Genomic DNA, 23,772 nt, shown 5'->3' with positions numbered 1-23,772 from the left:
TTTGTTAAAATTATCTAAAATTGCAGATCATTCGACGAATGGAATGAGTTGCAATCGACCAATTTTGTAAAAATCTTCAGGGGGGAAACGCGTTGAAAAAAACAATCAAAACCATTGCTGCAGCAGCACTCTCTTCAGGGTTACTTCTCAGCGGACTGCCGTACAACGTGTACGCATCTGAGCAAGCCGCGGCAAGCGATCTGGCGAAAGTGAATGAAATCACCAAAGCGCAAGCTGACATCAGTTCCAAGGTAAGCCGCTATTCCGAAAGCTTGGATACCGAGAGCGACGATACGGTCAGCGTCATCGTGCAATTGGAATCCGACCCGGTTGCCGTAGCGAAAAGCACCGCTGGCAAGAAAAGCTTCTCCGAGCGGGCTGTCGAATCGCAGCTCAAAAAAGAGCAATCATCCGTTATCAAGGCTGCCAAGAAGCTCGGGGTGAAACTCGATGTTGAGCAGCAATATTCCTATGTATTCAACGGCTTCGCGGTAAACATTGCTGCAAGCGACATTCCGGATCTGGCGAAAGTTCCAGGCGTAAAATATATTTTCTCCAACAATCATTACTACTCGATCCCTGAAGTCGAAAATGTCGATGAGCTGCCAGGCGGCAAATACGATGTCAACCCGCTTGCCCAAATCGGCGTACCTGAAATGTGGGCTGCCGGCTTGACGGGTAAAGGGCTGAAAGTCGGCGTCATCGATACCGGCGTTGACTATAACCACCCGGATTTGAAAGATGCTTTCAAAGGCGGATACGATTCGTTCGACAATGATAAAGATCCGTACGAGCAAGCACCGATTTCGCCTGAGGATGATCGCTTGCACCAAGGCTACGAAGGTTCTTCGCATGGTACGCACGTATCCGGCACCATCGTCGGTCGCGCCAAAAACCCAACGTCCGACGTGCAAGTTCGCGGTATTGCATATGAAGCTGACCTGTATGTATATCGCGTGCTCGGTCGAGGCGGAGGAAGCTCCGCGCAAGTGATCGACGGTATCGAAAAAGCGGTTCGCGATCATATGGACGTCATCAACTTGTCCCTCGGTTCCGATCTGGAGAAAAACTCCGATTCTGCCGACTCCATCGCGGTTAACAACGCGATGCTCGCAGGCACCATCACGGTTATCGCCAACGGTAACGCCGCTCGCGACAAAGAAGGACAGTTCTATTATACAGCTGGTTCGCCGGCAGGCGCTCTGCTGCCGATTACCGTAGGGGCTGTTTCCTCCCCTTCGACACAATTTGATTCAACCGCCACCTCTTCTTTCGGACAAACCTACTCGCTCCCGCTGATGAGCTGGAAAACCTTGCAGGAAGATTTCGCTTCCATTATCGGAACTGCGCCAGTACCTGTGGTATATGCAAACCTCGGTTCGGTAAGCGACTTCTCCACCGTAGACGTGAAAGGCAAGATCGCGCTCGTTTCCCGCGGCACGCTCGCTTTCGTCGATAAAATCAAAAATGCAAAAGATGCAGGCGCCATCGCCGTCATTATTTACAACGGTAACGACGTGAATGGCGACGGCCAAGCGGATGAGACCGTTCCAGGTCGGGAAGGCTATTGCACGTTCCTGGGCGACGCACTCGACGCGATCCCTACTTTCAATATGAAGGGAACCGATGGATGGGCACTGGCAAAAGAGCTGCGCGCCAATCCGGATAAAGCGAAATCGCTCACTTTCACGTTTGGCAAAGACTATCCGAAAACCCAGGACGAAGGCGACAAAATGGCTGACTTCAGCTCGCGCGGTCCGGCTTTTGACGGCAATTACAGCATCAAGCCAGACGTATCCGCACCTGGCGTTTCGATCCTTTCCAGCGTTCCTGCGTGGGGCAAGCTGATCGACGGCGCTTCGTACGACCAGGCTTATGGCCGCAAAAACGGTACAAGCATGGCTACGCCACACATCGCAGGTCTGTCCCTGCTGCTGAAGGAAGCACATCCGAACTGGACGCCATTTGATGTCAAAGCCGCTTTGGCCAACACATCCGTCCGCATCTCGGATGAAGAAAACACCGAGTACGACGTTTACTCCCAAGGCGCGGGCCGCGTAGACGGCGCTGCTGCAATGAAAACGCCGGCTGTTTTGCAAACGGTAGAAAAAATCAAGATCCTTGACAAAGACCTTACGCAAAAACCGGTTACCAACTACGGTGACAACTACAGCTTCGGTTTGATGAAAGCAGGCAGCAACGAAAAAACCGTAACGCTGCAGCTGAAAAACACATCCAAGCACGAGGTTTCCTACAAAGCGGAAGTCATTATGCATGACAGCGTGACGACCGATCCGTACGATCCGAAAGAAACGCCGGATACGGACAACATCAACGTAGACCTGTCCGAATCCACAATCTCCGCTGACGGCGGCGACGCAACACAATTTGAACTGTCCCTGGCGCCTTCCAAAGACGCAAAAGACGGCGTGTACGAAGGGGAAGTCCTGCTGAAGAGCGAGGACGGCAATCCAGACCTGCATCTGCCATTCGTCGTGCATGTTGGCGAGAAACGCGAGGATACCAAATTCGGCTTCGACCAGTTCAAACTGACCAACACGCTTATTTCGCCAAACAACGATGGCTACCACGACACGACAGAAGCAACCGCTCTCGTGCAGGCATCGGATATCAATGTGCTGAACCTGGAAGCTTGGTCGCTTGACGACACGTATATCGGTACGCTCGCTTCCTTGGTGAATACCGATGACAAAGGCAAGCCTACCTATGCACCGTTCGCTCCTGGTCTGGTTCGCTTCTCCAACCTCGATGGAACGTATGTAAACGGCAACATGGAAAGAAAAGCGCTTGATCCAGGCACGTACAAACTGCGCCTCGTCGGCCAAGTGGTTGATCCAAGCAAAGACGCGGGCGAAAACATCGTGAACGAATACGAAGTCTGGAACACATTCGGCATTTCCGAGGCGCCCGAGCGCGCTCTGCTGGAAAAAGTCGTGGACAAAGCAGCAGCCAGCTTCAAAGCCAAAGTCGTGAACACGACGGAAGTGGACAAGGCTGTCCTCGAACTGCCTGCCGATAACGATGATGTCACCTATGCGGTAACACGCAGCAGCAACACCCAGCTGATCGATAGAAACGGGGTACTGAAAGAAGTACCGAAAGAGAGCACAAGTGTAACGCTTACCGTTACGATCGCATCCGCTGTCGATGAATCCGTGACCAAATCCGTACGCGTGAAAGTAACGCTGGAACCGTAAAACCAAAACAGGGCTGCGCCAACTTTGGCGTAGCCCTGTTTCCTATGCACACAGCAAAAAGCAGACATCGGCCAGAGTAGGCGGCTCCCTCTCACCAGCGTCTGCTTTGTCGATTCCGTTTTGAAAATGCGCACGACTCCCCTTCTTTCTCTTTCCTTGCCTCATGGGCACACCGATTCTCCGTCTTTTCTCACGTTGAAAAAGACAATGCCGACAGCTGCATGTCTGTACGCGGAGAATCATGTGACCTTCCCGATGAGCGGATTCGTTTGATCAAGGCAGACGCACGTCTGTTTTTCAAAAAGCTTGCATTGCGGCGCAGCTCCAGCTTTGGCGATATTTCGTTTGGCTGCGGTGTACTGTGTGACGCGGCACGGGTCTGCGTATCAGCGATCTCCTCGCCAATAACCGGAACAGCGAGTGGAAGCAAGCTGTCGCTTTCTTCTCCTTTGGCGCGCTCATTCATCCCGGTTTCTTTCGCCTGGCACAGCGAATAGGCGAGCAGCATAACCAGGGCAACTGCCCCTGCGGCAATCGCATTCTTGATCTGTTCCCCTACAGAAATCAGTCCACGCGTTACGACCGCGACTTTACCCGCAACATCCGTATACACGAAGTCTTCCTTAGTACCAAAGCTGGCAAATACCCCTTCTGCGCCTTTGAGGCCGGTCACATGTGCAACATCTTCGTTGATGTTGGCGATCGCTTTTTTGGACTTCTGTGGCTTCAACGTATCCAATCCATTAGCGGATACAGCGTTGAAAGGCACTTTGCCAAAAACCAAAACAGAAGAAAAAGTGACGGAAACAGCTTTACGGAATGTTCTCATTGAAATCATCCTCCCATACGTTTTTGTTTTTTGATTCACACGCTTCCAAAATTTGTATGGGTAAAATTATTCTGGAACCCCCTGCTGTTTCCTCCTCTTTCCAGCCGAGAATCGTTAGACAAAAACCTGCTTCCTTCAACCCGCTGCTTCGGTTTTTGCCGATTTGGCGAGAATAGTGCGCAGCAACGCGTACTGTGCGACACCAGCTACCACTAACAGCGCGCTGAACACGGAAAATGCGGCATGGCCGCCATAATGCGTGAACAGAAGCCCGCCCATCGATGGCCCGATGGCTCGTGCGATTTGCCAGCTCATGCCATAGATCGAGAAATAGCGTCCCCTCATCTCTTGCGGCGCCATGCTGGAAACGACCTTTTGCATGTGGGGGCCAACGAGCATTTCGGCTAAGGTGAACAGTAGCTCGACCGCTACCAGCAAGCCAAAAAACGGAGCGAAGCCGTATCCTGCCGCGACGATCGCCAAGAGCATGTAAGAGATCAAAATGATTTTCATGGATGAGGCGTTTTGCGTCCAGCGAACAATCCACATCTGGAACAGAATCACGCTTGTGCCGTTAATCGACATCAGCGTGGCAAAAACCGTTTGATAATCCGCCGTCTGGTTGCGCAGATGCAACGGAAACACCGATTCCATTTGCGCGTAAAGCAGGCTGATCGGCACAGCCAGCACCGTAAACCAGAGGAGCGGGCGATGTTCGGACAACTCGAGCTTTGGCGGTTTTGCCTGAATGCCTGTCGCCTGATCCGTCACGACCGGCAGCGTCTCCGGCACATTGCGCCACAAAATGATGGCATAGGCGAGAAAAGCAGCCGAAGCGATGCCGAATACGAGCGTCGGATTTTGTTTGAAGACAAGCATGCCCAGCATCGGCCCGACAGCGGAGCCTACATTCAATGCCGTATGCAACAGCGCGAACACTTCCGCGCGCTTCTCTTCCGGCACCACATCGGTCACTTGCGCATTGGCCGCAGGGAAAAAGAGCGACATGCCCAATCCATTCATGATCGCCAATGCGGCGAACTGCCAGACCGATTCGGCAAAGCCCATTCCAGCCATCGAACAAGTCTGGATGATCAGCGCCGCCATCATCAGCGGCTTTCGCCCAAACCGGTCTGTCCAGCCACCTCCCCACAAACTGACCAGCATCCCGATGAATGGCTGCAGACCGATGACGATCATCGGCAGCAAAACCGATCCCCCGAGCTTGTCGTACAGATACAGGACCAGAAACGGGCGCAGCATGAAGCCTGTGACAGAAGTGAGCACGGTGCCGGTAAATCGCACCCAGATTGCCGTATCATAACGCTTGAATATTGCAGTAAGTTGATTCATGTTGGCTCACCCCCTCGGAAAAAAATTTTTGATTGCTTGCTTATTGTAGCAAAGGTCGCAATTTTGCGCCTCTTTCTTTTTGAAGTTGTCATCCTGAAAAAAATGGAGGAGATCCCGCGATCAGGCCCCTCCTCTTCTTGTCGACAGCTTTATGCTTTTCCGTTGGCGAGACGCTGCGTGAGCGTGACAAGCTCATCCACGATCAGCGACAGGCGCTCTTTCGCTTCGTAGCTCACCAGCTCGTTTTTGCCGTCAAAATGGTCAGGGTCCGCAACGAATTGCCCAGGCAGCGTCAAGCCATATACGCCGCGAACAACGGTGCGCAGGTTGTTGAGCGCATTGATTCCTCCTTTGCCGCCACCCGCTACCGCCGAGAGAGTTGCCGGTTTGTGCCGGAAATGCCGGGACCCGAGGAAGTCCAATGCGTTTTTCAATGCGCCGCTCATGCCTGAATGATACTCCGGCGTGCAGATGAAAAAGCCGTCCGCCTGTTCCGCTTGGACACGCAAGCGCTTCACCTCAGGCAACTCGTTTTGCTCATCATCGCCGTTGTAGATTGGCAAAAGATGCTGACCAGCATCGAATTTGAGAACCTCCACGCCTTTTTCCTGCAACGCTTTCTCGACCCATCTGATCAAGCCGCGTGTATTGGAATGCTTTGTCGCGCTGCCGCACATCACCATGATTTTCATCTGTAGTCCTCCTTAGCACTGCTTGATTCGTTTATATGGAAATTTTAACACAATTTATTATATATTACAAACAAAAATGTTTATTAAATGCATCATGAAAAAGCGGTCCGCCCTCACGGACCGTATGCTATCATGAAGAATACGATTTTTTAAGGAGGACATTGGTTTGGAGTTGTCTATGATTTTGTGGACCGGTTTTCTCCTCGGGATCAAGCACGCCATCGAGCCTGACCATGTGATCGCGGTCTCCACGATCGCAAGCCGCAGCAAAAACTTGTTCCGCTCATCGCTCGCCGGGGTTTTTTGGGGGATTGGACATACGGCCACCTTGTTTGTCGTCGGACTCATCCTTATTTTATTGAAGGGAAACATCCCGGAAAAATGGGCCCTATCGCTGGAATTCACCGTTGGCATCATGCTGGTTTACCTCGGGCTGACCAATATCGGAAAAGCTGCACGGGTGGTACAAAGCAAGCATGTCCAGCGAAAAAAAGAAATGCCCTATGTGAAATCCGTCTTGATCGGACTCGTTCATGGGCTGGCTGGCAGCGCTGCGATGGTTCTTCTCACCCTATCAACCGTGTCGACGGTGTGGGAAGGCGCGCTTTACATTTTGATTTTTGGTTTGGGAACCGTCTTGGGAATGCTCCTGTTTACGACCGTGATCGGCCTCCCTTTTGTGCTGACTCTGGCAAAGCTTCCGGTCAACCGGGCCTTACGTATGCTAACCGGCGCGATCAGCACTGCGTTCGGCTTTTTCTACATGTACAATCTCGGCATTACGGAAGGCTTGTTTCAGCTGTGGTGGAGCTAGAATCAGACTGATTTTTCCTGGGCGACGCGCCGGCGGACGGATGTTTTCCGGCCTTTGGCGACGGTCAGCACGATACATAAGGCGAGAATAACCGTTGTTATCGTGATCGTTTCTCCTAACAAGAGCCCGGACCAGATGATCGACAAAAATGGCTGTACGTATTGGATTTGACTGACTCTGGCTACGCCACCAAGCTCCATGCCGCGATACCACCACAGAAACCCGACAAATTGGCTGATGATGCTGACATAACCAAAGCTGAGCCAGCCCGCCAGCGGCACCTGCACCAAGTCGCTGGAACATACAAACGCCACAGGGATCAGCAGGAACGGCATGATCAAGACAAGCGCCCAGCTGATGACTTGCCAGCTGCCCATTTCAGCGGACAGCTTGCCTCCTTCGGCATAGCCGACAGCAGCCAAAAGCACAGCCCCGATCAAGGCGAGATCCGCCCAGTGCAACCCGTTGATCCCGTTGAGAAACGTAAAGCACAGGACGATCAGGCTCCCTGCGATGCTGGCGAGCCAGTAGCCAAGCGACGGCCTTTCCCCGACGCGAAAAACAGCGGCGCCCGCAGTAGCGAGGGGAAGCAGCGCGATGACGACCGCCCCGTGATTGGCTGGCAGTTGGTTCATTGCCCATGAGGTGAGCAGCGGAAAGCCGATGACGACACCGATCGCAACGATCGCCAAGCTTTTCAGCTGCGCTTTGGTCGGGAACCGCTCCCGCTTGATCAGCAGCACGATTCCTGCCAGAATGCCTGCGATTACCGCCCGCCCCAACCCCACAAATGTCGGATTCATGGTTTCTACCGCGATCCGCGTCATCGGCAATGTAAAGCTGAACGCCAAGACGCCGAAAAATCCATAAAGCAGTCCTGCCGATTCCCGCTTTGCTGCATCCATACACAAAACCCCTTTCACCACACACATTTGTTTCGGATGGAGGTTTTGTTTTTTAGAAAACCTGGCTACGCCATGCTTTCTGGCGGAGCCGTGGTTGCACTAGAAGCAAAAACCTCCCTTTCCATCCATTATAGAAAGGGAGGTTGATTTCACCTCAGCCAATTGGCGGTTAGTTTAGCCAGCCAATTCATTTTCTGTTTTGACCGGCATTCAACCTTTTGCCGTTGCCAATCCCCAGTCGAGCAACGCATTTCCTTCCAGGAAGCGTTCGCAATCAAGTGCAGCCATGCATCCTGACCCTGCCGCCGTGATGGCTTGCCGATAGTTGCGATCCTGCACATCGCCACACGCAAATACGCCTTCGACCGATGTCTTCGTCGAGCCTGGCGTGACTTTAATATAGCCTTGTTCGTCTGTCTCAACCTGTCCGTCGAGAAACGCTGTGTTGGGGCGGTGACCGATGGCGACGAAAATGCCGTCCGTCTCGATCACTTCTTCGGCGCCCGTTTCGTTATTCTTCACCTTGAGTGCCGTCACGCCTTTTTCGCCTGCAACCACTTCCACAGGCGCACGGTTTAAGCTCCAGCTGATTTTCGGATTTTCGCGGCAGCGTTCCTGCATGATTTTGGAGGCGCGCAGCTCGGAGCGGCGGTGGACCAGCTTGACCTCGGAGGCGAATTTGGTGAGGAAGTTGGCTTCCTCCATCGCCGAATCTCCGCCCCCTACCACAATGATCTTTTTGCCACGGAAAAAGAAGCCGTCACAGGTCGCGCAGGTGCTCACCCCGCGCCCAATGTTCTCCTTTTCGCCTGGTATTTCCAAAAGCTTGGCCGATGCGCCAGTGGAGAGAATCAGGGCTTCCGCCTGAATCTCTGCCGCTCCTTCCACCTTTATCGTAAAGGGGCGCTTGGATAAATCGACCTCAGTCACCCAGCCGGTCTGAAATTCGGCGCCAAACCGTTCGGCCTGCTTGCGCATGTTGGCCATCAGCTCCGGCCCCATGATCCCTTCGGGAAACCCGGGAAAATTCTCTACTTCTGTCGTCAGCGTCAATTGTCCCCCCGGTTCTGTGCCCTCGATGACCAGCGGCTTCATTTCAGCCCGGGCCAAATAAATGGCTGCCGTCAAACCGGCAGGCCCCGTCCCCAATACGACTACCTTGTGCATAGTATCCTCCTTTGCTATGTAGTAGCGGTGTGTTTTACATCATGCACTTCATCAAGCCAATGCTGATCAGCAAAAGCGGCGGCAACCACGTCAACCGCATCGCCCAGCCCAATCCCTGCACTCGTCTTCCGGCTGCAATGCCGATCGCCAGTATCGCCGCACTGGAAAATGCGACGCAAAACGCCACGATCAGCGGATGGTAGCCTAACAGCGACAAGCTGATCCCCGCTCCAAATGCATCAAGCGACAGCGCCATCCCCAGCATGACGGCTTCCCAGCCGCGAATATCGCCCGAACGGTCCGCGTCGGCCCGCTCCGGATCTCGCAAAATCTGGATGATCAGGCCAAACATGCGGATTTGGCGAATCGGCCCTTCCTGAATCTCCGGCTCTTTTTCTTCTTCTTCCTTGCCTCGCCAGATTTTCCACAGCGTCAACAATCCGATTATGATTAGCACCGCTGCCCCTATCAGTTTGCTCATCTCGGGACTCAACCATTGCGTCAGAGTACCGCCAAAAAGCATGACCGTGTAAACCACCGAGAATGAACAAAACGCGATCACCAACAGCGACGCGAAAGGAATCCGCATTTTGCGAAGCCCATAGGTTATTCCCACTCCCAGCCCATCCAAACTGATCGCGATGGAGACCAGGATCAGCGACAACAATCCACTCATGCCAAATCACCTCTAAGCTGACGTCGCTTTAGCGTATGCATCGGACAACAGAAGTGATTCCGCCTAGCACAAGCAATCAACGAAATTCGGCTTGGCCTTCTAGCGGACTGCCCGTCTGCATACACATGAAACATGAGATGAAATGTTGGAGGAGATCGCCCGTGTCCATGCACTCTACCCGCCAATGGCCCAAGCTGGCCGCGATGGAGACCGCTGCTCTTCTAGGCAGCGATCCCGCACAGGGTCTAACCCACAGGGAAGCGGAAAGCCGGATGAAAAAATACGGCCCCAATCAGTTGAAGGAAGCTAAGCAAGCCTCTCTGCTCTTAGTATTCCTCTCACAATTTAAAGATATGATGGTCGGAATCTTGATTGTCGCCACGATTATCTCCTTTTTCCTTGGAGAATATCTCGATGCGATCGCGATTCTCGCCATTATGTTTTTGAACGGGATTCTCGGCTTCATCCAGGAAGTCCGCGCTGAACGCTCCCTGCAAGCACTGAAAAGCCTCGCTTCCCCGATGTCGAAGGTCATTCGCGAAGGCAAGCAGCAAATTATCCCCGCTTCCCAGCTTGTTCCCGGTGACCTTGTTTTGATCGAAGCGGGCGACCGAGTGCCCGCAGATCTTCGCCTGATCCAGGCCAATCGGCTGGAAGTGGAGGAGTCGGCGCTGACGGGCGAGTCTGTCCCCGTGAGCAAAACCGACAAAAGCCTCGTGACCACAGCCTCTGCCGATCAAATCCCGCTCGGCGACCAACACAACATGGCCTTTATGGGGACACTCGTGTCAGGCGGTACCGGCAAAGGCGTGGTCGTGAAAACGGGGATGATTACGGAGATCGGCAAAATCGCCCACTTGATCAATGAAGCGGAGCAAAGCACAACACCGCTGCAGCATCGTCTGGAGCAAATGGGAAAAATCTTGATCGTCGTCGCTGTCTGCCTGACCGCCGTCGTGATTTGGGCAGGCGTAATGCACGGCCACGATCTCATGACAATGTTCCTCGCAGGTGTCAGTCTGGCAGTCGCTGCCATCCCTGAAGGTTTGCCCGCGATCGTGACCATCGCCTTGGCGCTCGGCGTTCAGCGGATGATCAAGCGAAATGCGCTCGTGCGCAAACTGCCGTCTGTCGAGACATTGGGCTGCGCCTCCGTGATCTGCTCCGATAAAACGGGGACGTTGACCCAAAACAAAATGACGGTCACCCAAGCAAACATCGGCGGGGTCCGCTATGATGTGACCGGCAACGGCTACGACCCAACCGGCCAGATCCTTATGGAAAACAAGCCGGTCGATCCAGGCAAAAATGAATCGCTCCGCCTGCTTTTGCATATCGCCGAGCGCTGCAACAACGCCCAGCTCGTGCGCGAAGAGCAAAAGCAGCGGAAATTGCTGGTGCTCGCCTCCTCCCAAGAGAGCTGGAGCATATTGGGCGACCCCACGGAAGGCGCGCTGCTTGTGCTGGCAGCGAAAGGTTTCGCCGGGATGAAGCGGCCTCAGGCCGGACAGGCAGCCCGCATCGATGAACTCCCCTTCGATTCGGACCGCAAAATGATGTCCGTGGTCGATTGCACGCCGGATAAAAAGCTGACACTTTACACGAAAGGCGCGACGGAAGCGCTGCTTGCGCGCTGCTCCAAAATTCATTGGAGAGGCGAGATACAGCCGCTGACGTCCCAGCTTCGCGAGCAAGTGCTGTTCCATGCCGAGCAAATGGCCAAGCAGGCGCTGCGGGTGCTCGGTTTCGCCTACAAACCGCTGCTTGGCTACAAACCGGGAATGGCCGCGCTTCAGTTGGAGAACGACCTGATTTTTGTCGGCATGGCCGGCATGATCGATCCTCCGCGAACAGAAGTGAAAGATGCCATTTACCAATGCCGTCAAGCCGGGATCAAAACCGTGATGATTACCGGCGACCACAAGATTACTGCCGAGGCGATCGGCAGGCAAATCGGGCTTTTGACACACGAAAGCGGGGTGCTGGAAGGCCGCGACTTGTCGCAAATGAGCGACGAAGAGCTTTGCCGTTCGGTGGAAAAAGCATCGGTATATGCGCGCGTCTCCCCCGAGCACAAGCTGCGCATCGTCCGGGCCTTGCAGCAAAACGGCCATGTCGTCGCCATGACCGGGGACGGCGTCAATGATGCGCCTGCCATCAAGCTGGCCGACATCGGAATCGCCATGGGCATTACCGGAACCGATGTTACCAAGGAAGCGTCCGACTTGGTTTTGCGCGACGACAACTTCTCGACGATCGTCTCCGCTGTGGAAGAAGGCCGCAACATTTACGACAACATCCGCAAATTCATCCGTTACCTGCTCGCGTCCAATGTTGGAGAAATTCTCGTGATGTTTTTCGCCATGCTGATGGGCTTGCCGCTGCCGCTCGTCCCTATCCAAATTCTTTGGGTGAACCTGGTGACGGACGGATTGCCCGCGATGGCCCTTGGTGTGGATACAGCCGAATCGAACATCATGGAGCAAAATCCGCGCAAGAAAACCGAGAACATTTTCGGCCGCGGGCTCGGTTGGAAAATCATCAGCCGGGGTTTTTTGATCGGTGCCATGACGCTCGCCGCCTTTTGGCTGACATTGCGTGAAAATCCCGACGATTTGGTGCACGCCCAAACCGTTTCCTTCGCCACGCTTGTTTTGGCACAGCTGATCCATGTGTTTGATTGCCGCAGCGAACGGTCCGTCTTCCACCGCAATCCCTTTGGCAACATGTATCTCATCTGGGCCGTGCTCTCCTCGCTCGTGCTTATGATCGGCGTGATTTACCTGAAACCGATGCAGGAGATTTTCACCACAACCGGCTTGTCGTTCCGCGATTGGGCCTTGGTCTTTGTCGCTGCCGGGGTTCCGACCTTTGTCGCCGGCATCGGCGGCGCGCTGAAAAAATAGGAAAAAAACCAAAAAACCCGCTGGTGCGTCGAACGCTACCCGCGGGTTTTTTGTACTCGCGCATTACAATACGCGAACTGCTGTGACGAAATGATCTTTCCACCATCCGCTCGCCATGTTGCTGTAGCGAACGCCGCCCGGCCCATACGTATGCAGCACTTTACCGTTTCCTGCATAAATACCGACATGACCGATGCGGTTGATTGAACCTTTTGCATATTTCATCGTCGCTTTGGTTGAAAAGAATACAATGTCACCTTTTTTCAGTTCACTGTATTTGACAACCTTGCCCTTTTGCTTACCGATTGTATATTGGGAACGTGCCCCACCTTTCCCCATGTTGATATGGGCGCCTTCTTTCATCGCCCACATGACGAACTCGGAGCAATCCATCGTTGATTTCGTTGAACGGCTAGATCCCCATACATAAGGAGTGCCCATATATTTGGATCCTGCTTTGATCACGTTGTTGGCTGTCGTGCTGGAATAGGCATATGCTTGTCCACCAGTCAAAAGAGAACTACACACAAGAACAGCCATAGCTGCGCTCATCATCCAGTTCCGCTTATTCATGTTTCTCATCCTCCTTAGATGTTGGTGTCTTGCGGTATAAATGACATGTTACAGCCGAAAACTAAGATTCTAACGAGAATTTCATGAGAATTTGATGAGAATTTACAGCTGATGGATGAGGTGTAAGGAGATGACATCCCTTGAAGGAAAAGGTCGCCTATTGCTTGTGGAAGACGAGCAAAACTTTGCTCGCTACCTGCAACTCGAATTAATAAACGAGGGGTATGAAATCGACCTGGAGCATAACGGCACCACTGGCTTGCAGCAGGCGCTCGATCAGCCGTACGATCTGATCCTGCTGGATGTGATGCTTCCCGGCCTATCCGGCACGGAGGTCTGCCGCCGCATCCGCGAGGTCAAGGATGTCCCGATCATCATGATTTCGGCGCGGAGCGAGGTGCCGGACAAAGTGGCGGGACTGGACAGCGGAGCGAATGATTATTTGACCAAGCCTTTTGCCATCGAGGAATTGTTTGCCCGCATTCGCGTCAATTTGCGCAAGCCCCAGTCTGAGGAAGTGGAATTGATCACGATGGATACGTTGACCATCGAGCCTCATTCCCGCCGAGTTTTCCGCGACGAAGAAGAGGTGTCCCTCACTCCCCGTGAGTTCGAGCTTTTGATCTATTTGGCGACGCACCCTGGACAAGCCTTATCCCGCGAGCAGCTGCTTTCGGCTGTATGGGGGTTTGATTTCATGGGAAACACCAACGTGGTCGACGTCTACATCCGCTATTTGCGCAACAAGATCGACTCCGACCATCCGGTCAAGCTCATCCATACCATCCGCGGTGTAGGCTATACGATGCGGGTGTAACGCAAACAAGAAAGGATGATGGCGATGACCTCCACGACCGGTGGTATCAGAAAGCTGCTCCGCCTTTCGCTTAAATGGCGTTTGACGCTACTCTTTGTTGCGGGCATGATGGTCCTTTTGATGATTCTCACTGCATTCATATACTGGAGCACTTCCAAGCTGGTCTACATACACGAGCAGCATTTGCTCGATCAAAAGGCTGAGGCCATCGCGGCTGACCTGAAAACACAGCTGACCGAGGACAAGTACCTGGACGCCAATTACGTGAAACAGCTGCTGACGAACTATGCAACCAAGCAGCAAGCGATCATTTTGCTCGATCACGAAGGAAAGCGCCTCGCCTCTGTCATCGGACCTGACTGGGTGACCGACCCGCTAAAAGGCCTCCCTGCCCAACTGATCGGAGAAGCGCCGATTTTACTGGACGGGGCTCACCCTCCACTGACGATCCGTGTCAAACAGGAAAACGAGCTGCTTGATCCGTACTTGCACATTTTGCTCTTGATGCTGGGCGTGGCCTCGATTGTGACGCTGGTCATCTCCAGCTTCGGGGGCTATTTTCTCGCACGGGTCGGGCTCTCTCCCCTCGATCGCCTGATTACCGATATCCGGAGAATCCGTCCCTCCCATCTCTCCACCCGCCTCCCCGCGCATGGCACGTCTGCCGAGATCAATGATTTGGTCCGCGCGTTCAACTCGCTGCTCGACCGCGTGGAGGAAGCCATGAAAAAGCAGCAGCAATTCATCGCGGACGCTTCCCATGAATTTCGCACGCCGCTCGCCATCATCGACGGCTATGTCAGGCTGCTGCATCGCTGGGGGAAAGAAAATCAGGCGATACGGGATGAAGCGCTCATCGCCATGGACCATGAATGTTCCCGTCTCTTTTCGTTGATCGACGACATGCTCTCGCTGGCCAAATTCCAGCACATGTCGCAGATCGGCGAAGACGACGGGAAAAAGATGCAGTCGATGGTCCCGCTGCTCAAGGAGATTCGCAATGTGTGGACGTCGACGTTTCCCAAGCATCTCCGCTTGTCCATCAATTGGACAGAGCCAATCGCCATGGCAATGGAACCGCCGAAGATCAGGCAGCTGTTGGATATTCTCCTGGACAATGCGCGCAAGTATACAGAAACGGGAGAAGTTACGTTGACGGCGACGACGGAACGAGGGTGGGTACATTTGCTTGTTGAGGATACGGGGATTGGCATCCCCGAGGAAGAAATGGAGAACGTATTCGAGCGGTTTTACCGTGTGGATAAATCACGCAATCGGCATCGCGGGGGCAGCGGACTCGGCTTGCCCATCGCCAAGTCGATTGTACAAGAATACGGAGGCCGAATTTCCATTCGACGCTCCGCATCAGGGGGGACGATTGTTCATGTCGAACTGCCTGTGTTGGCAAGGGATGCTGATTAATGGGCATCCCTCTTTTCGCTGCCCTGCAAATTGCCGCAGAGTACCAGATACTCGCGGACAGCCTCGCAGATCGTTGCGGCAATTTCTTTTTGCCCTTTTGGGGTGGTCAGGCGTTCCCGATCGGACTTATTGCTCAAAAAGCCCATTTCCACGATCACCGCAGGGCTTTCCGTACGATTGAGCAAGTAATAGGTCTTCCCTGTTCGCGGCGTCTCATTCGACTGATACAATCCATTCAATCGTTGCTGAAGAACATGGGCCAGCAAATAGCTTTGGCCCCGTTTTTGATACAAAATCACGGGACCTGACTCCCTCCGGTTATTGGCCCAATTGACATGAAGACTGATCAAAACTTGAGGGACGATTTCCACGGCCAATTCCTTGCGCTGGGCAAGATCGCGAATATGGCGGGAACGGCTGTGCAGCCATTCGTTGTCATCGCTGAGTGCATAATCGCCCGTCCGGTTGATCAATACGTTGTAGCCTCTCGCTTTCAGCATTTTATACACGTTCATGGCGATTTGCAGATTGATGTCTTTTTCTTCAATACTGCCGTAGGTCGTCCCGCTGTCGATGCCGCCATGCCCCACATCGATCATGATATCGATCGGCAAATGGAACCCGTCAGCATGTGCGTGCTGCATTGACCCGAGACAAACAACCATTGTTGCCAAGCCGGTAAGCATCATCTTGACACTGCGTTTCCATCGCTTCATCCGATTCCCTTCCTCTTGGCGGGGCATCTTCACGTTCCCCTTTGCATTCATTCACGTGATAGTGTGAATCGCTTTTAATCGGCTCATTCAATATCAGGCATCCAGTTTTTACTGTCCACCATCATGAAACGCGGACGGATGAGGTCGTTTTGTTTCCCTGCAGTTGCACATACTAAACGGCAGAGGTGATTCATCCAATGACCATGACTGCCAAAAAGCTGTGCGCGTCCCTGTTCTGCCTGACCTTGCTGCTGTTCGCCCCTGTCATGGTCGGCGCGAAGGAAGCGCCAAGCAGCATCATTACCGTAACCACATCGCCGGACTCCCCTTTTTGCACCACGTTGGAGATCAAGCAGCCTGCCTCGTTGGCAAAACGAATTTTGCGCAGCCGATCGGTTGCTGCAAAGGTGCAGCCCGAGCTTCCGCGTGCGCAACTTACAATCGGCGATCGGGAGTTTGTCTTCGACTCCTATTCCCAACTGTTTGAACCTGCACGTCAAACCCAACTCGTGCTGTCGAATGCCGTGCGCAAGCAGCTCGAGAAATGGGTCGATGTCGCAGAAAACGCGCATTACGGACAACCGCTCGATTGGGCAAAGGTCAAAGATGATTTTGCCCGGATGGATTTCGCGACTGTGACAGACCTTGAAACGGGCGAATCGTTTCATGTCCAGCGCCGGGCCGGAAGCAACCATGCTGACGTGCAGCCTCTGACAAGTGAGGATACCGCTACGATGAAGCGGGTTTACGATGGGAAATGGAGCTGGAAACGCCGGGCGATTCTGTTGACCATCGACGGTCATACATACGCCGCCTCCATGCACGGGATGCCTCATGGAGCAGGCGCAATTGCCGGAAATAACTTCCCTGGCCATTTTTGCATTCATTTTCAAGGAAGCTCCACCCATCGACGCAATGAGCCTGATCCTTCCCACAGCTTGATGATCCTGAAAGCGTCAGGAAAGCTGAAGCAGGAGCTGATGCAAGCGACGCCCATGCGCGTGGTCGATATATTCCTCACATCGCTGCATGAGCATGACCGCTCGACACAGCTGATGACCACGGCCAACGATTTTCAGATGCCGTTTCCACCCGATGAGCTGGAAACATTCAAACGGGAAAACGAAGAGTGGCAAAATCGCAACCCGGACCTTTTGGTCGCCACCATACCGGTAGAGCTTTCTTGCAAATGGGTCGGCAGACGCGAGCAAAAAACAACCTGGACGTTTCGGTTGGAACGCGTATCGCCAGGCAGCCGCTGGAAAATTACATGCATCAGCCTGGATGGAAAGTAATAGGGAGGTGTATGCGTTTGAAAAAGGGAATTTGCAGTCGACTGATCGTGAGCTGCGGACTTTTGGCGGTTGCCCTGCTTCCGTTTCACCAAGCCGCTCACGGCGAAACGCCTGTGCAAAAGCTGGCGATCGTGATCGATGATTTCGGCAACAATATGGATGGAACCAAGGAAATGCTTGACTTGCCCATCCCGCTTACGGTTGCGGTGATGCCGTTCATGCCTTCCACCAAGCAAGATGCCGAATTGGCACATACCAGACACCACGAGGTATTCGTCCATTTGCCAATGGAGCCTGTCAAAGGAAAGCGCAGCTGGTTAGGCCCGGGCGCGATTACGACGGATCTGTCCGATGCTGAAATCCGCAAGCGGGTACAGGCTGCGATCGACGATGTCCCCCATGCAATCGGCATCAACAACCACATGGGTTCAAAGGCGACTGCCGATGAACGGGTCATGCGCGTCGTCCTTACCGTCTGCAAGGAACGAGGGCTGATGTTTCTCGACAGCCGGACGACCCATAAAAGCGTAATTCCTGCCCTGGCAAAAGAAATGGGCGTCCCGTACATGATGAATCGGCTCTTTTTTGACGATGTTTATACCTATAACCATATTTCCAAGCAGATGGATCTGCTGTGCAACTATCTGAACAGCAATGACGAAAACTACATCGCAATCGGCCATGTGGGGCCGCCTGGCAAAAAGACAGCCGATGTGCTGCGCAAAAGCATTCCCCGCTTGAAACAACGTGCGGAGCTTGTGTTTGCCAGTCGACTCAGTGTGAAATAGCATGAAAAGACCGCACCTTTGTGTCGATTGGACACGTGGATGCGGTCTTTTTACATGAACTTGTTTTCCCGGTACCCTCCATTAATCAACCGTTTAAACGGGCGCTCGTATCGACTTCGTTGCCTTCTAAACGATTGCTTAACGTTTTGCGCCAGCTTGCGGACAGCTCCTCCACAGCCAACAGCTGTCTGATGCCCTCCTGATTTTTCTTGTCGTGATGCATGATCTGGTTGGCGAACGCCACGCTGAGTTTGGCCGGATGACGCTCGATGAGCACCGGGCGATCTTCTTTGGAAACATGACCTTCCTGGAGCACGCGGAAATAAAAGCCGGTGAACCCTACGTTTTGCACCTTCACCGGCATATCCGCGACGTCGTAACGCTTCGCGAGCTTATGACAAGGCTGGCGTGGCTGCGTCACCTGCACGACCGCCTCACCCAACTGGTACGTATCGCCGATGCATACGAGGTCTTCCGTCATCCCGGTCACCGTCAAATTTTCACCGAATGCCCCGTATGACATGGGCCTGTTCAGCTCCCGCTCCCAAAACGGATAATGCTCATGGGAATAGACACAGACGGCCTTGTCGACGCCCCCGTGAAATTTCAGGTCGGCTTGCCCGTCACCGGCGAAATTCAGCTTGGATAAAAAAACAGCTCCCTCGACAGGCTGCTTAAAAATGCCTGTCTCCAGCTCTTTCCCTTCATACGTCATCGTGGTGGGCTGCCCCACATTGATGGAAACGATCTCCATGGCGATCTTGACTCCCCTTCCTTACACCTTTGCATTCCAGTATATAGGAAATTATTGATCGAAAAAACCCCTCTACCTGGAGAAGGGGGTTCCAGCGCCAGCTCATAATTGGGAGTGCCCGCACCTTGGCAGATTACTCCGCAACTTTTTCCGCATTGTAGAATTATTTTCACAATACGGAATTATAGGTTATAATCTGGTTAAGAGAGATTTTTTCTTATCAATGACTTCACGTAACAATTTAATAGTTTACAATTTAGCTATATTTCTGTTACGCTCATTTCTAAAAGTTTGTTGCTTTTAGAAAGCCGTGAGTGCCTGACGTGTTAGGTCAAGCGAAGCGTTCATTCACGGTAAGTCGAAAACCCTATAGATTTTCTATACCCATTATAGAACGTACGTTTCTGTATTCGCAATAAAAACAACAATGTTTGCGAAAAGAGCCTTCTGTTAAATGAAAGTGGCGAGACCTCATTCATACTCATCCTCTGGGAAGGAGGCAGCACATGGTTCAATCGATAGACCGCGCCATGCAGATCGTGCAAGCCTTAATCTCGGATGAAACCAGGTTCCATTGGTCCATCTCTGATCTTGCCGAAAAAACAAAGCTGCCGATCAGCACCGTCCATCGCCTTATCAGCACATTGATTCAGCATGGGTTGGTCGAACAGGTGGCCGACACCAAACAATACAAAGCAGGGCATCTCTGGATGGAAATCGGGCTGCGGCTGCTGGAGAATGTCGATTACCGCGTTGTCGCTCGCCCCATTATGGAAGCGCTGGCAATGGAGGTAAAAGAGAGCACGTATCTCAATATTCCCCACGGCACAGACGCGATCATCATCGAGCGCGTCGATAGTCCGCTCAAGGTCAGGATCATCGACAATCTCGGCATACGGATTCCGCTCCACATTGGAGCCGGCAACAAAACGATTTTGGCCAACTTTGAAGAACGCGAAATGACCGCAACGATTGAAAAGCTGATTCCGGCTGAAGGGAAACGACTGGAGCTGTACAATCAGTTGCGTGATATTAAACAGCAAGGCTACGCCATCAGCTATGGTGAGCGAACGGAAGGCACTGCCTCCATCGCCGCTCCGATCATCGGCTATGGAAATAAAGTGGTCGGCGCTTTGAGCATCGGTGTACTCAGCTACCAGATCACGGACGAGCGGCTCGCCTACCTGATTGAAAAGGTGAAGGACGCAGCCCAGCTAATTTCACAAAAAATCGGCAAGACGCCGTAATTTTTTTATCCAACCAACGGAAACGTTTTTCACTATGTGGAAATATAAAAAAGAAGAGGTGCTCATCATGGCTTACAAATGGTCTACAAAAGAACAAATGACTGATCTGCTCTGCAATTTGGTTAGCATCCCAAGCATCACCGGTTCCGAAGCGGAAATCGCCTTCCCGCGCTATGTGGTCGAACAGCTGCAGTCGCTCCCCTATTTCCAGCAGCATCCTGAGCATCTCCACGCACATCCAACCGGAGATGGGCGTTATTTCGTCACCGCCTTGGTCAAAAACAAGCCGGAAACGAAAGACACGATCGTGCTGGTCAGCCATTTTGACGTGGTCGATGTGGAGGACTATGGAAATTGGAAGGAATTCGCTTTTGCACCGAAAAAATTGAGCGAGATGTTCCGCGCCAACAAAGCAGACATGCCGGCTGACGTCCAGGAAGATCTGGAAACAGGCGACTGGCTGTTTGGCCGCGGCACCATGGATATGAAATGCGGCCTCGCCCTGCATATGTCGCTGATCGAGGAAGCTTGTGACGGCGGCTTTGACGGCAACCTGCTGCTGCTCACCGTTCCTGATGAAGAAGTCAACTCCGTCGGGATGAAAGCGGCTGTGCCTTTGCTCCTGGAATGGGCGGAAAAATTCGACTTGAACTACAAAACCGTGCTTAACTCCGAGCCGATGTTCACCCGCTATCCGGGCGACCGCAATGCGTACATTTACAACGGCTCGATCGGCAAAGTCATGCCCGGTTTTCTCTGCTACGGAAAAGAAACCCACGTGGGCGAGCCGCTGGCAGGCTTGAACGGCAATTTCATGTCGTCCCACATCACGACGATGATGGAACTCAATACTGCGTTTTGCGAACGTGTCGAGAACGAGGTTACACCTCCGCCGACCAACCAAATTTTAAAAAGCTTGAAAAAAGACTACTCGGTGCAGATTCCACACCGGTCCGTCACGCTCTTTAACCTCTTTTTGTACGAATGGACGATGGAGGAAATCGTCACCGGGATGCGCCGCCTGGCTACGATGGCAGCCGAGCAAATCAAGGAATCGTATGCAGCCAATGCCGAGCGCTATGCCCAGCTCGATTCCTTTACGCCGACCGATATCAACGTGAATGTTTTTACGTACGATGAACTGCTGAAATACGCCTATGAAACATACGGCGAAGAGCATGTGGACCGCATCCGCCAAGACGTGCTGAACAATGCGGGTAAACAGGATGAGCGCGATGTCTCCATCAACCTGGTCGATGAACTCGCGATCCTTTGCAAAGAGCTGTCCCCGATGATCGTGCTGTTCTTTGCGCCGCCTTACTACCCTGCGGTCTGCTCGCGCCGCAATCCGCTGATTTCGTCCGTCGTGTCCGACATGATCGCGTATGCGAACGAGCAGCATGGCGTGGAGCTGAAAAAGCAAAACTATTTCGGCGGCATCTCCGACCTCAGCTATGTCGGCTTGCAGCATCCGGCTTCCACGTTGACGCCGCTCACCACCAACATGCCGCTGTGGAACCGCGGCTACAGCGTGCCGCTGGAAGCGCTCGAGCGCTTTGATGTGCCGGTCCTCAACCTGGGGCCAGTGGGCCGCGATGCGCACAAATGGACGGAGAGGCTGGATACCGACTTTGCTTTCGTGAAACTGCCGGATATGCTCCGGGTGTGCATCCGCAAATTGTTTACCGAGCAAGCTTCGGTTTCTTCCATTATATAAGCGAAAAACCCCTGCTTTCGGCGCGATGTCCGGAAAGCGGGGGTTTTTGTTACGTGGAGAGCGTATACGGGTGGGACTCTTACAGAAAACGGCTTTGCAGCAACGTTTGTGAGATGGCACATCATTACCATAGATACAAAACAACTCATTATCGTTAACCGTTACAGCGCTAAATCCAGATAATGATTGCGCAGCGCAAACTGGATCAATTCGCGCTTCGTCGTAATCTCCAGCTTTTGCATGATATTCGTCTTATGGTTTTCGACCGTCTTGACGCTGATCATCAGCTTGTCCGCCACTTCCTTGTTGGCATACCCGAGCGCGATCAAGCGGACGATCTCGGTCTCCCGATCGGTCAAGATGGAGCCCAGCACGCGGCTGCGCTGATTCGCGATGTTCGCCTGCTCTTGCTGTCCCATCCACTGCCTGATTTTTTCGTCGGCGATCGATGTCTTGTAAAAACGTTTGCCCTGGTGGACATTCCGGATCGCCTCAATCAGCAGCTCGCCGTGGCTGTTTTTCAAAATATAGCCGTATGCCCCGACCTGCACCGCCTGCTGAATATAAATCTCCTCGTCGAACATCGTCAAAATCACGATCCTGCTTTTCGGCTGCTGCTTATGGATTTCCCGGCTGGCGCGAAACCCGTCCAAACCGCCCGGCATCGACAAATCCATCAACACGACATCCGGCAATAGCTGCGCCGCCTTCAAGATCGCATCGTTGCCGTCATGGCTCTCGCCGATGATCTCCACATCGGGATAAGCCTGCAAAAGCATGCGAATTCCTTTACGTACCATCGTATGGTCATCAACCAATAGAACGCGGATCACTGTCAAATCCCTCCCGTTCCTGAACGGTCACGATAATTTCAGTTCCCTCCCCAGGTGCAGATCGGATGGTCAATTGGCCGTTCATTTGGCTCACCCGCTCCTCCATATGCTTCAAGCCCAAGCCTTCCTGAATCGCTTCGCGGGAAAAACCGACGCCTCGATCGCGAACGGCAAGCGTCAGCCCTTCGTCTTCCCAACGGAGGAAAACTTCGATTTCATCAGCCTTCGAATATTTCAGGGCATTGTGGAGCGCCTCCTGTGTCACCCGGTACAAATTGATTTCCAATAACGGCTTCAACCGCAGGCTGTCCATGTTTTGGACAAAGCGAATGTTGGACGCGTGCGTTTTGTTCAGATTGTGGATGAGATTGCTGATTGTCGGCACGAGGCCGAGTTGATCGAGACTGTGCGGCCGCAGTTGCAGCGAGTAAAGCTTCACGTCGTTGACGACCTTGTCGAGTTCGTGGACAATTTCGCCCATGTACGATTTGAATGCTTCATCGCGGTCGATCTGCGCCTGGATCGCCTGCAGCCCGACCGATATGGAATAAAGCGACTGTCCGACGCTGTCGTGCAGCTCTTGTGCCAGTCGCTTGTGCTCGTTTTCCTGCGCTTCCAGCGTCTTGTGCAGAAGCAGTTTGGAAATGCGCGCCTCTTCTTCTTTTTTCTTGACCGTCATGTCTTTTAGAACGAGCAGCACTTCCTGCTGATGCTGCTCCTCATTTTCGTACATGACCGCCGTGCTCATCTCGACATCGATGTAATGGCCCTCATACGTCGGCATGGACGATAAAAAATACGGGACTTCCCGCTTGGCCACCAGGTAACAGCGTTCCTCGCCCGGCGGGACCTCGCGCGTCTGGCAAAACGAGCAGTACGGTACCGCGCCGCCCAGCTGCCAACCCGTCAGCTTCTCTGCCGACGGGTTGATCGCCAAAATGGTGCGTTCCTTATCGAAGATGATAATGCCGTCCTGCAAATGGTCAAACACTTGCTTCAAATAATCTTTCTGCTGCATGTTCCGCACATCCTCAGTTGGCAAAGTGGTCC

General features: G+C 53.1%; 20 protein-coding genes. 9 read left to right on the top strand and 11 right to left on the bottom strand.

Translation table 11 applies throughout. The features are described from left to right. Nucleotides 1-92: 92 nt before the first annotated feature. On the top strand, nucleotides 93-3,218 hold the full coding sequence (locus ACTID9_RS02700) for a S8 family serine peptidase (RefSeq protein ID WP_441069725.1): 3,126 nt from the start codon (nucleotides 93-95) through the stop codon (nucleotides 3,216-3,218). Nucleotides 3,219-3,408: 190 nt separating this feature from the next. Here the strand turns inward: ACTID9_RS02700 and ACTID9_RS02695 are convergent, their stop codons facing one another. The 3 genes from ACTID9_RS02695 to ACTID9_RS02685 form a co-directional block, all read right to left on the bottom strand. Continuing rightward, the gene (locus ACTID9_RS02695; protein ID WP_441069724.1) at nucleotides 3,409-4,047 is read right to left on the bottom strand and encodes a PA domain-containing protein; all 639 of its coding nucleotides are present in this window, start codon (nucleotides 4,045-4,047) and stop codon (nucleotides 3,409-3,411) included. A 135-nt stretch (nucleotides 4,048-4,182) separates the two neighbouring features. Then, nucleotides 4,183-5,400, bottom strand: coding sequence for an MDR family MFS transporter (locus tag ACTID9_RS02690; RefSeq protein ID WP_441069723.1), 1,218 nt, complete (start codon nucleotides 5,398-5,400; stop codon nucleotides 4,183-4,185). Between the two features lie 149 nt (nucleotides 5,401-5,549). Beyond that, nucleotides 5,550-6,092 (bottom strand): NADPH-dependent FMN reductase, encoded by a 543-nt coding sequence (locus ACTID9_RS02685; RefSeq protein WP_441069722.1) that lies wholly within the window; start codon nucleotides 6,090-6,092, stop codon nucleotides 5,550-5,552. A gap of 178 nt (nucleotides 6,093-6,270) precedes the next feature. On the opposite strand from ACTID9_RS02685, the gene ACTID9_RS02680 reads away from it, so the two are divergent. After that, on the top strand, nucleotides 6,271-6,906 hold the full coding sequence (locus ACTID9_RS02680) for an urease accessory protein UreH domain-containing protein (protein ID WP_441072372.1): 636 nt from the start codon (nucleotides 6,271-6,273) through the stop codon (nucleotides 6,904-6,906). A 2-nt stretch (nucleotides 6,907-6,908) separates the two neighbouring features. Here the strand turns inward: ACTID9_RS02680 and ACTID9_RS02675 are convergent, their stop codons facing one another. The 3 genes from ACTID9_RS02675 to ytaF form a co-directional block, all read right to left on the bottom strand. Next, complete coding sequence (locus ACTID9_RS02675; RefSeq protein ID WP_441069721.1) at nucleotides 6,909-7,811, bottom strand: DMT family transporter; 903 nt, start codon at nucleotides 7,809-7,811, stop codon at nucleotides 6,909-6,911. Nucleotides 7,812-8,021: 210 nt separating this feature from the next. Further along, on the bottom strand, nucleotides 8,022-8,978 hold the full coding sequence (gene trxB, locus ACTID9_RS02670; RefSeq protein WP_441069720.1) for a thioredoxin-disulfide reductase: 957 nt from the start codon (nucleotides 8,976-8,978) through the stop codon (nucleotides 8,022-8,024). Nucleotides 8,979-9,012: 34 nt separating this feature from the next. Continuing rightward, nucleotides 9,013-9,654 carry a sporulation membrane protein YtaF gene (ytaF, locus tag ACTID9_RS02665; RefSeq protein ID WP_441069719.1) on the bottom strand — a complete coding sequence of 214 codons (642 nt, stop codon included), beginning with the start codon at nucleotides 9,652-9,654 and terminating at the stop codon, nucleotides 9,013-9,015. A gap of 167 nt (nucleotides 9,655-9,821) precedes the next feature. Here ytaF and ACTID9_RS02660 point away from each other — a divergent pair, with 167 nt between their 5' ends. Further along, complete coding sequence (locus ACTID9_RS02660) at nucleotides 9,822-12,560, top strand: calcium-translocating P-type ATPase, SERCA-type (RefSeq protein WP_441072370.1); 2,739 nt, start codon at nucleotides 9,822-9,824, stop codon at nucleotides 12,558-12,560. Between the two features lie 63 nt (nucleotides 12,561-12,623). Here the strand turns inward: ACTID9_RS02660 and ACTID9_RS02655 are convergent, their stop codons facing one another. After that, on the bottom strand, nucleotides 12,624-13,133 hold the full coding sequence (locus ACTID9_RS02655) for a C40 family peptidase (RefSeq protein ID WP_441069718.1): 510 nt from the start codon (nucleotides 13,131-13,133) through the stop codon (nucleotides 12,624-12,626). A 130-nt stretch (nucleotides 13,134-13,263) separates the two neighbouring features. On the opposite strand from ACTID9_RS02655, the gene ACTID9_RS02650 reads away from it, so the two are divergent. Both ACTID9_RS02650 and ACTID9_RS02645 read left to right on the top strand, forming a co-directional pair. Then, entirely contained in the window at nucleotides 13,264-13,950 is a 687-nt protein-coding gene (locus ACTID9_RS02650; RefSeq protein ID WP_441069717.1) for a response regulator transcription factor, read from the top strand. Nucleotides 13,951-13,974: 24 nt separating this feature from the next. Beyond that, a complete protein-coding gene (locus ACTID9_RS02645) occupies nucleotides 13,975-15,372 on the top strand; it encodes an ATP-binding protein (protein WP_441069716.1) in 1,398 nt (465 codons plus the stop codon). Here ACTID9_RS02645 and ACTID9_RS02640 read toward each other — a convergent pair. After that, nucleotides 15,369-16,088, bottom strand: a complete 720-nt coding sequence (locus ACTID9_RS02640; RefSeq protein ID WP_441069715.1) for an N-acetylmuramoyl-L-alanine amidase family protein — start codon at nucleotides 16,086-16,088, stop codon at nucleotides 15,369-15,371. The genes ACTID9_RS02645 and ACTID9_RS02640 overlap by 4 nt on opposite strands. Before the next feature lie 197 nt (nucleotides 16,089-16,285). On the opposite strand from ACTID9_RS02640, the gene ACTID9_RS02635 reads away from it, so the two are divergent. Both ACTID9_RS02635 and ACTID9_RS02630 read left to right on the top strand, forming a co-directional pair. Further along, nucleotides 16,286-17,383, top strand: coding sequence for a hypothetical protein (locus ACTID9_RS02635; protein ID WP_441069714.1), 1,098 nt, complete (start codon nucleotides 16,286-16,288; stop codon nucleotides 17,381-17,383). 11 nt (nucleotides 17,384-17,394) lie between these two features. Then, nucleotides 17,395-18,171, top strand: coding sequence for a divergent polysaccharide deacetylase family protein (locus ACTID9_RS02630; protein WP_441069713.1), 777 nt, complete (start codon nucleotides 17,395-17,397; stop codon nucleotides 18,169-18,171). 85 nt (nucleotides 18,172-18,256) lie between these two features. On the opposite strand, the gene ACTID9_RS02625 is transcribed toward ACTID9_RS02630, so the two are convergent. Next, nucleotides 18,257-18,925: an MOSC domain-containing protein gene (locus tag ACTID9_RS02625; protein ID WP_441069712.1), complete on the bottom strand. Its 669-nt coding sequence runs from the start codon at nucleotides 18,923-18,925 to the stop codon at nucleotides 18,257-18,259. A 506-nt stretch (nucleotides 18,926-19,431) separates the two neighbouring features. Here ACTID9_RS02625 and ACTID9_RS02620 point away from each other — a divergent pair. Together ACTID9_RS02620 and ACTID9_RS02615 are read left to right on the top strand one after the other, a co-directional pair. Further along, nucleotides 19,432-20,172 (top strand): IclR family transcriptional regulator, encoded by a 741-nt coding sequence (locus ACTID9_RS02620; protein WP_441069711.1) that lies wholly within the window; start codon nucleotides 19,432-19,434, stop codon nucleotides 20,170-20,172. 67 nt (nucleotides 20,173-20,239) lie between these two features. Then, nucleotides 20,240-21,889, top strand: a complete 1,650-nt coding sequence (locus tag ACTID9_RS02615; RefSeq protein WP_441069710.1) for a M20/M25/M40 family metallo-hydrolase — start codon at nucleotides 20,240-20,242, stop codon at nucleotides 21,887-21,889. Nucleotides 21,890-22,050: 161 nt separating this feature from the next. On the opposite strand, the gene ACTID9_RS02610 is transcribed toward ACTID9_RS02615, so the two are convergent. Next, nucleotides 22,051-22,722 carry a response regulator gene (locus tag ACTID9_RS02610; protein ID WP_441069709.1) on the bottom strand — a complete coding sequence of 224 codons (672 nt, stop codon included), beginning with the start codon at nucleotides 22,720-22,722 and terminating at the stop codon, nucleotides 22,051-22,053. Then, a complete protein-coding gene (locus ACTID9_RS02605) occupies nucleotides 22,700-23,740 on the bottom strand; it encodes an ATP-binding protein (protein ID WP_441069708.1) in 1,041 nt (346 codons plus the stop codon). Before ACTID9_RS02605 ends, ACTID9_RS02610 begins: the two co-directional genes overlap by 23 nt. Between the last annotated feature and the right edge of the window lie 32 nt (nucleotides 23,741-23,772).

The organism is Brevibacillus fluminis, from assembly GCF_052072235.1.
Lineage (GTDB): Bacteria > Bacillota > Bacilli > Brevibacillales > Brevibacillaceae > Brevibacillus_D > Brevibacillus_D fluminis_A.
This window is presented reverse-complemented; position numbering and strand designations above follow the sequence as displayed.

What these genes read in the sequence shown, in the direction of transcription:
- ACTID9_RS02635 (WP_441069714.1), top strand. Translation starts at nt 16,286, where the DNA reads ATGACCATGACTGCCAAAAAGCTGTGCGCGTCCCTGTTCTGCCTGACC.
- ACTID9_RS02675 (WP_441069721.1), bottom strand. Translation starts at nt 7,811, where the DNA reads ATGGATGCAGCAAAGCGGGAATCGGCAGGACTGCTTTATGGATTTTTC.
- ACTID9_RS02615 (WP_441069710.1), top strand. Translation starts at nt 20,240, where the DNA reads ATGGCTTACAAATGGTCTACAAAAGAACAAATGACTGATCTGCTCTGC.
- ACTID9_RS02685 (WP_441069722.1), bottom strand. Translation starts at nt 6,092, where the DNA reads ATGAAAATCATGGTGATGTGCGGCAGCGCGACAAAGCATTCCAATACA.
- ACTID9_RS02690 (WP_441069723.1), bottom strand. Translation starts at nt 5,400, where the DNA reads ATGAATCAACTTACTGCAATATTCAAGCGTTATGATACGGCAATCTGG.
- ytaF (WP_441069719.1), bottom strand. Translation starts at nt 9,654, where the DNA reads ATGAGTGGATTGTTGTCGCTGATCCTGGTCTCCATCGCGATCAGTTTG.
- ACTID9_RS02695 (WP_441069724.1), bottom strand. Translation starts at nt 4,047, where the DNA reads ATGAGAACATTCCGTAAAGCTGTTTCCGTCACTTTTTCTTCTGTTTTG.
- ACTID9_RS02620 (WP_441069711.1), top strand. Translation starts at nt 19,432, where the DNA reads ATGGTTCAATCGATAGACCGCGCCATGCAGATCGTGCAAGCCTTAATC.
- ACTID9_RS02625 (WP_441069712.1), bottom strand. Translation starts at nt 18,925, where the DNA reads ATGGAGATCGTTTCCATCAATGTGGGGCAGCCCACCACGATGACGTAT.
- ACTID9_RS02660 (WP_441072370.1), top strand. Translation starts at nt 9,822, where the DNA reads ATGCACTCTACCCGCCAATGGCCCAAGCTGGCCGCGATGGAGACCGCT.
- ACTID9_RS02630 (WP_441069713.1), top strand. Translation starts at nt 17,395, where the DNA reads ATGCGTTTGAAAAAGGGAATTTGCAGTCGACTGATCGTGAGCTGCGGA.
- ACTID9_RS02655 (WP_441069718.1), bottom strand. Translation starts at nt 13,133, where the DNA reads ATGAATAAGCGGAACTGGATGATGAGCGCAGCTATGGCTGTTCTTGTG.
- ACTID9_RS02605 (WP_441069708.1), bottom strand. Translation starts at nt 23,740, where the DNA reads ATGCAGCAGAAAGATTATTTGAAGCAAGTGTTTGACCATTTGCAGGAC.
- ACTID9_RS02640 (WP_441069715.1), bottom strand. Translation starts at nt 16,088, where the DNA reads ATGAAGCGATGGAAACGCAGTGTCAAGATGATGCTTACCGGCTTGGCA.
- trxB (WP_441069720.1), bottom strand. Translation starts at nt 8,978, where the DNA reads ATGCACAAGGTAGTCGTATTGGGGACGGGGCCTGCCGGTTTGACGGCA.
- ACTID9_RS02650 (WP_441069717.1), top strand. Translation starts at nt 13,264, where the DNA reads ATGACATCCCTTGAAGGAAAAGGTCGCCTATTGCTTGTGGAAGACGAG.
- ACTID9_RS02645 (WP_441069716.1), top strand. Translation starts at nt 13,975, where the DNA reads ATGACCTCCACGACCGGTGGTATCAGAAAGCTGCTCCGCCTTTCGCTT.
- ACTID9_RS02680 (WP_441072372.1), top strand. Translation starts at nt 6,271, where the DNA reads ATGATTTTGTGGACCGGTTTTCTCCTCGGGATCAAGCACGCCATCGAG.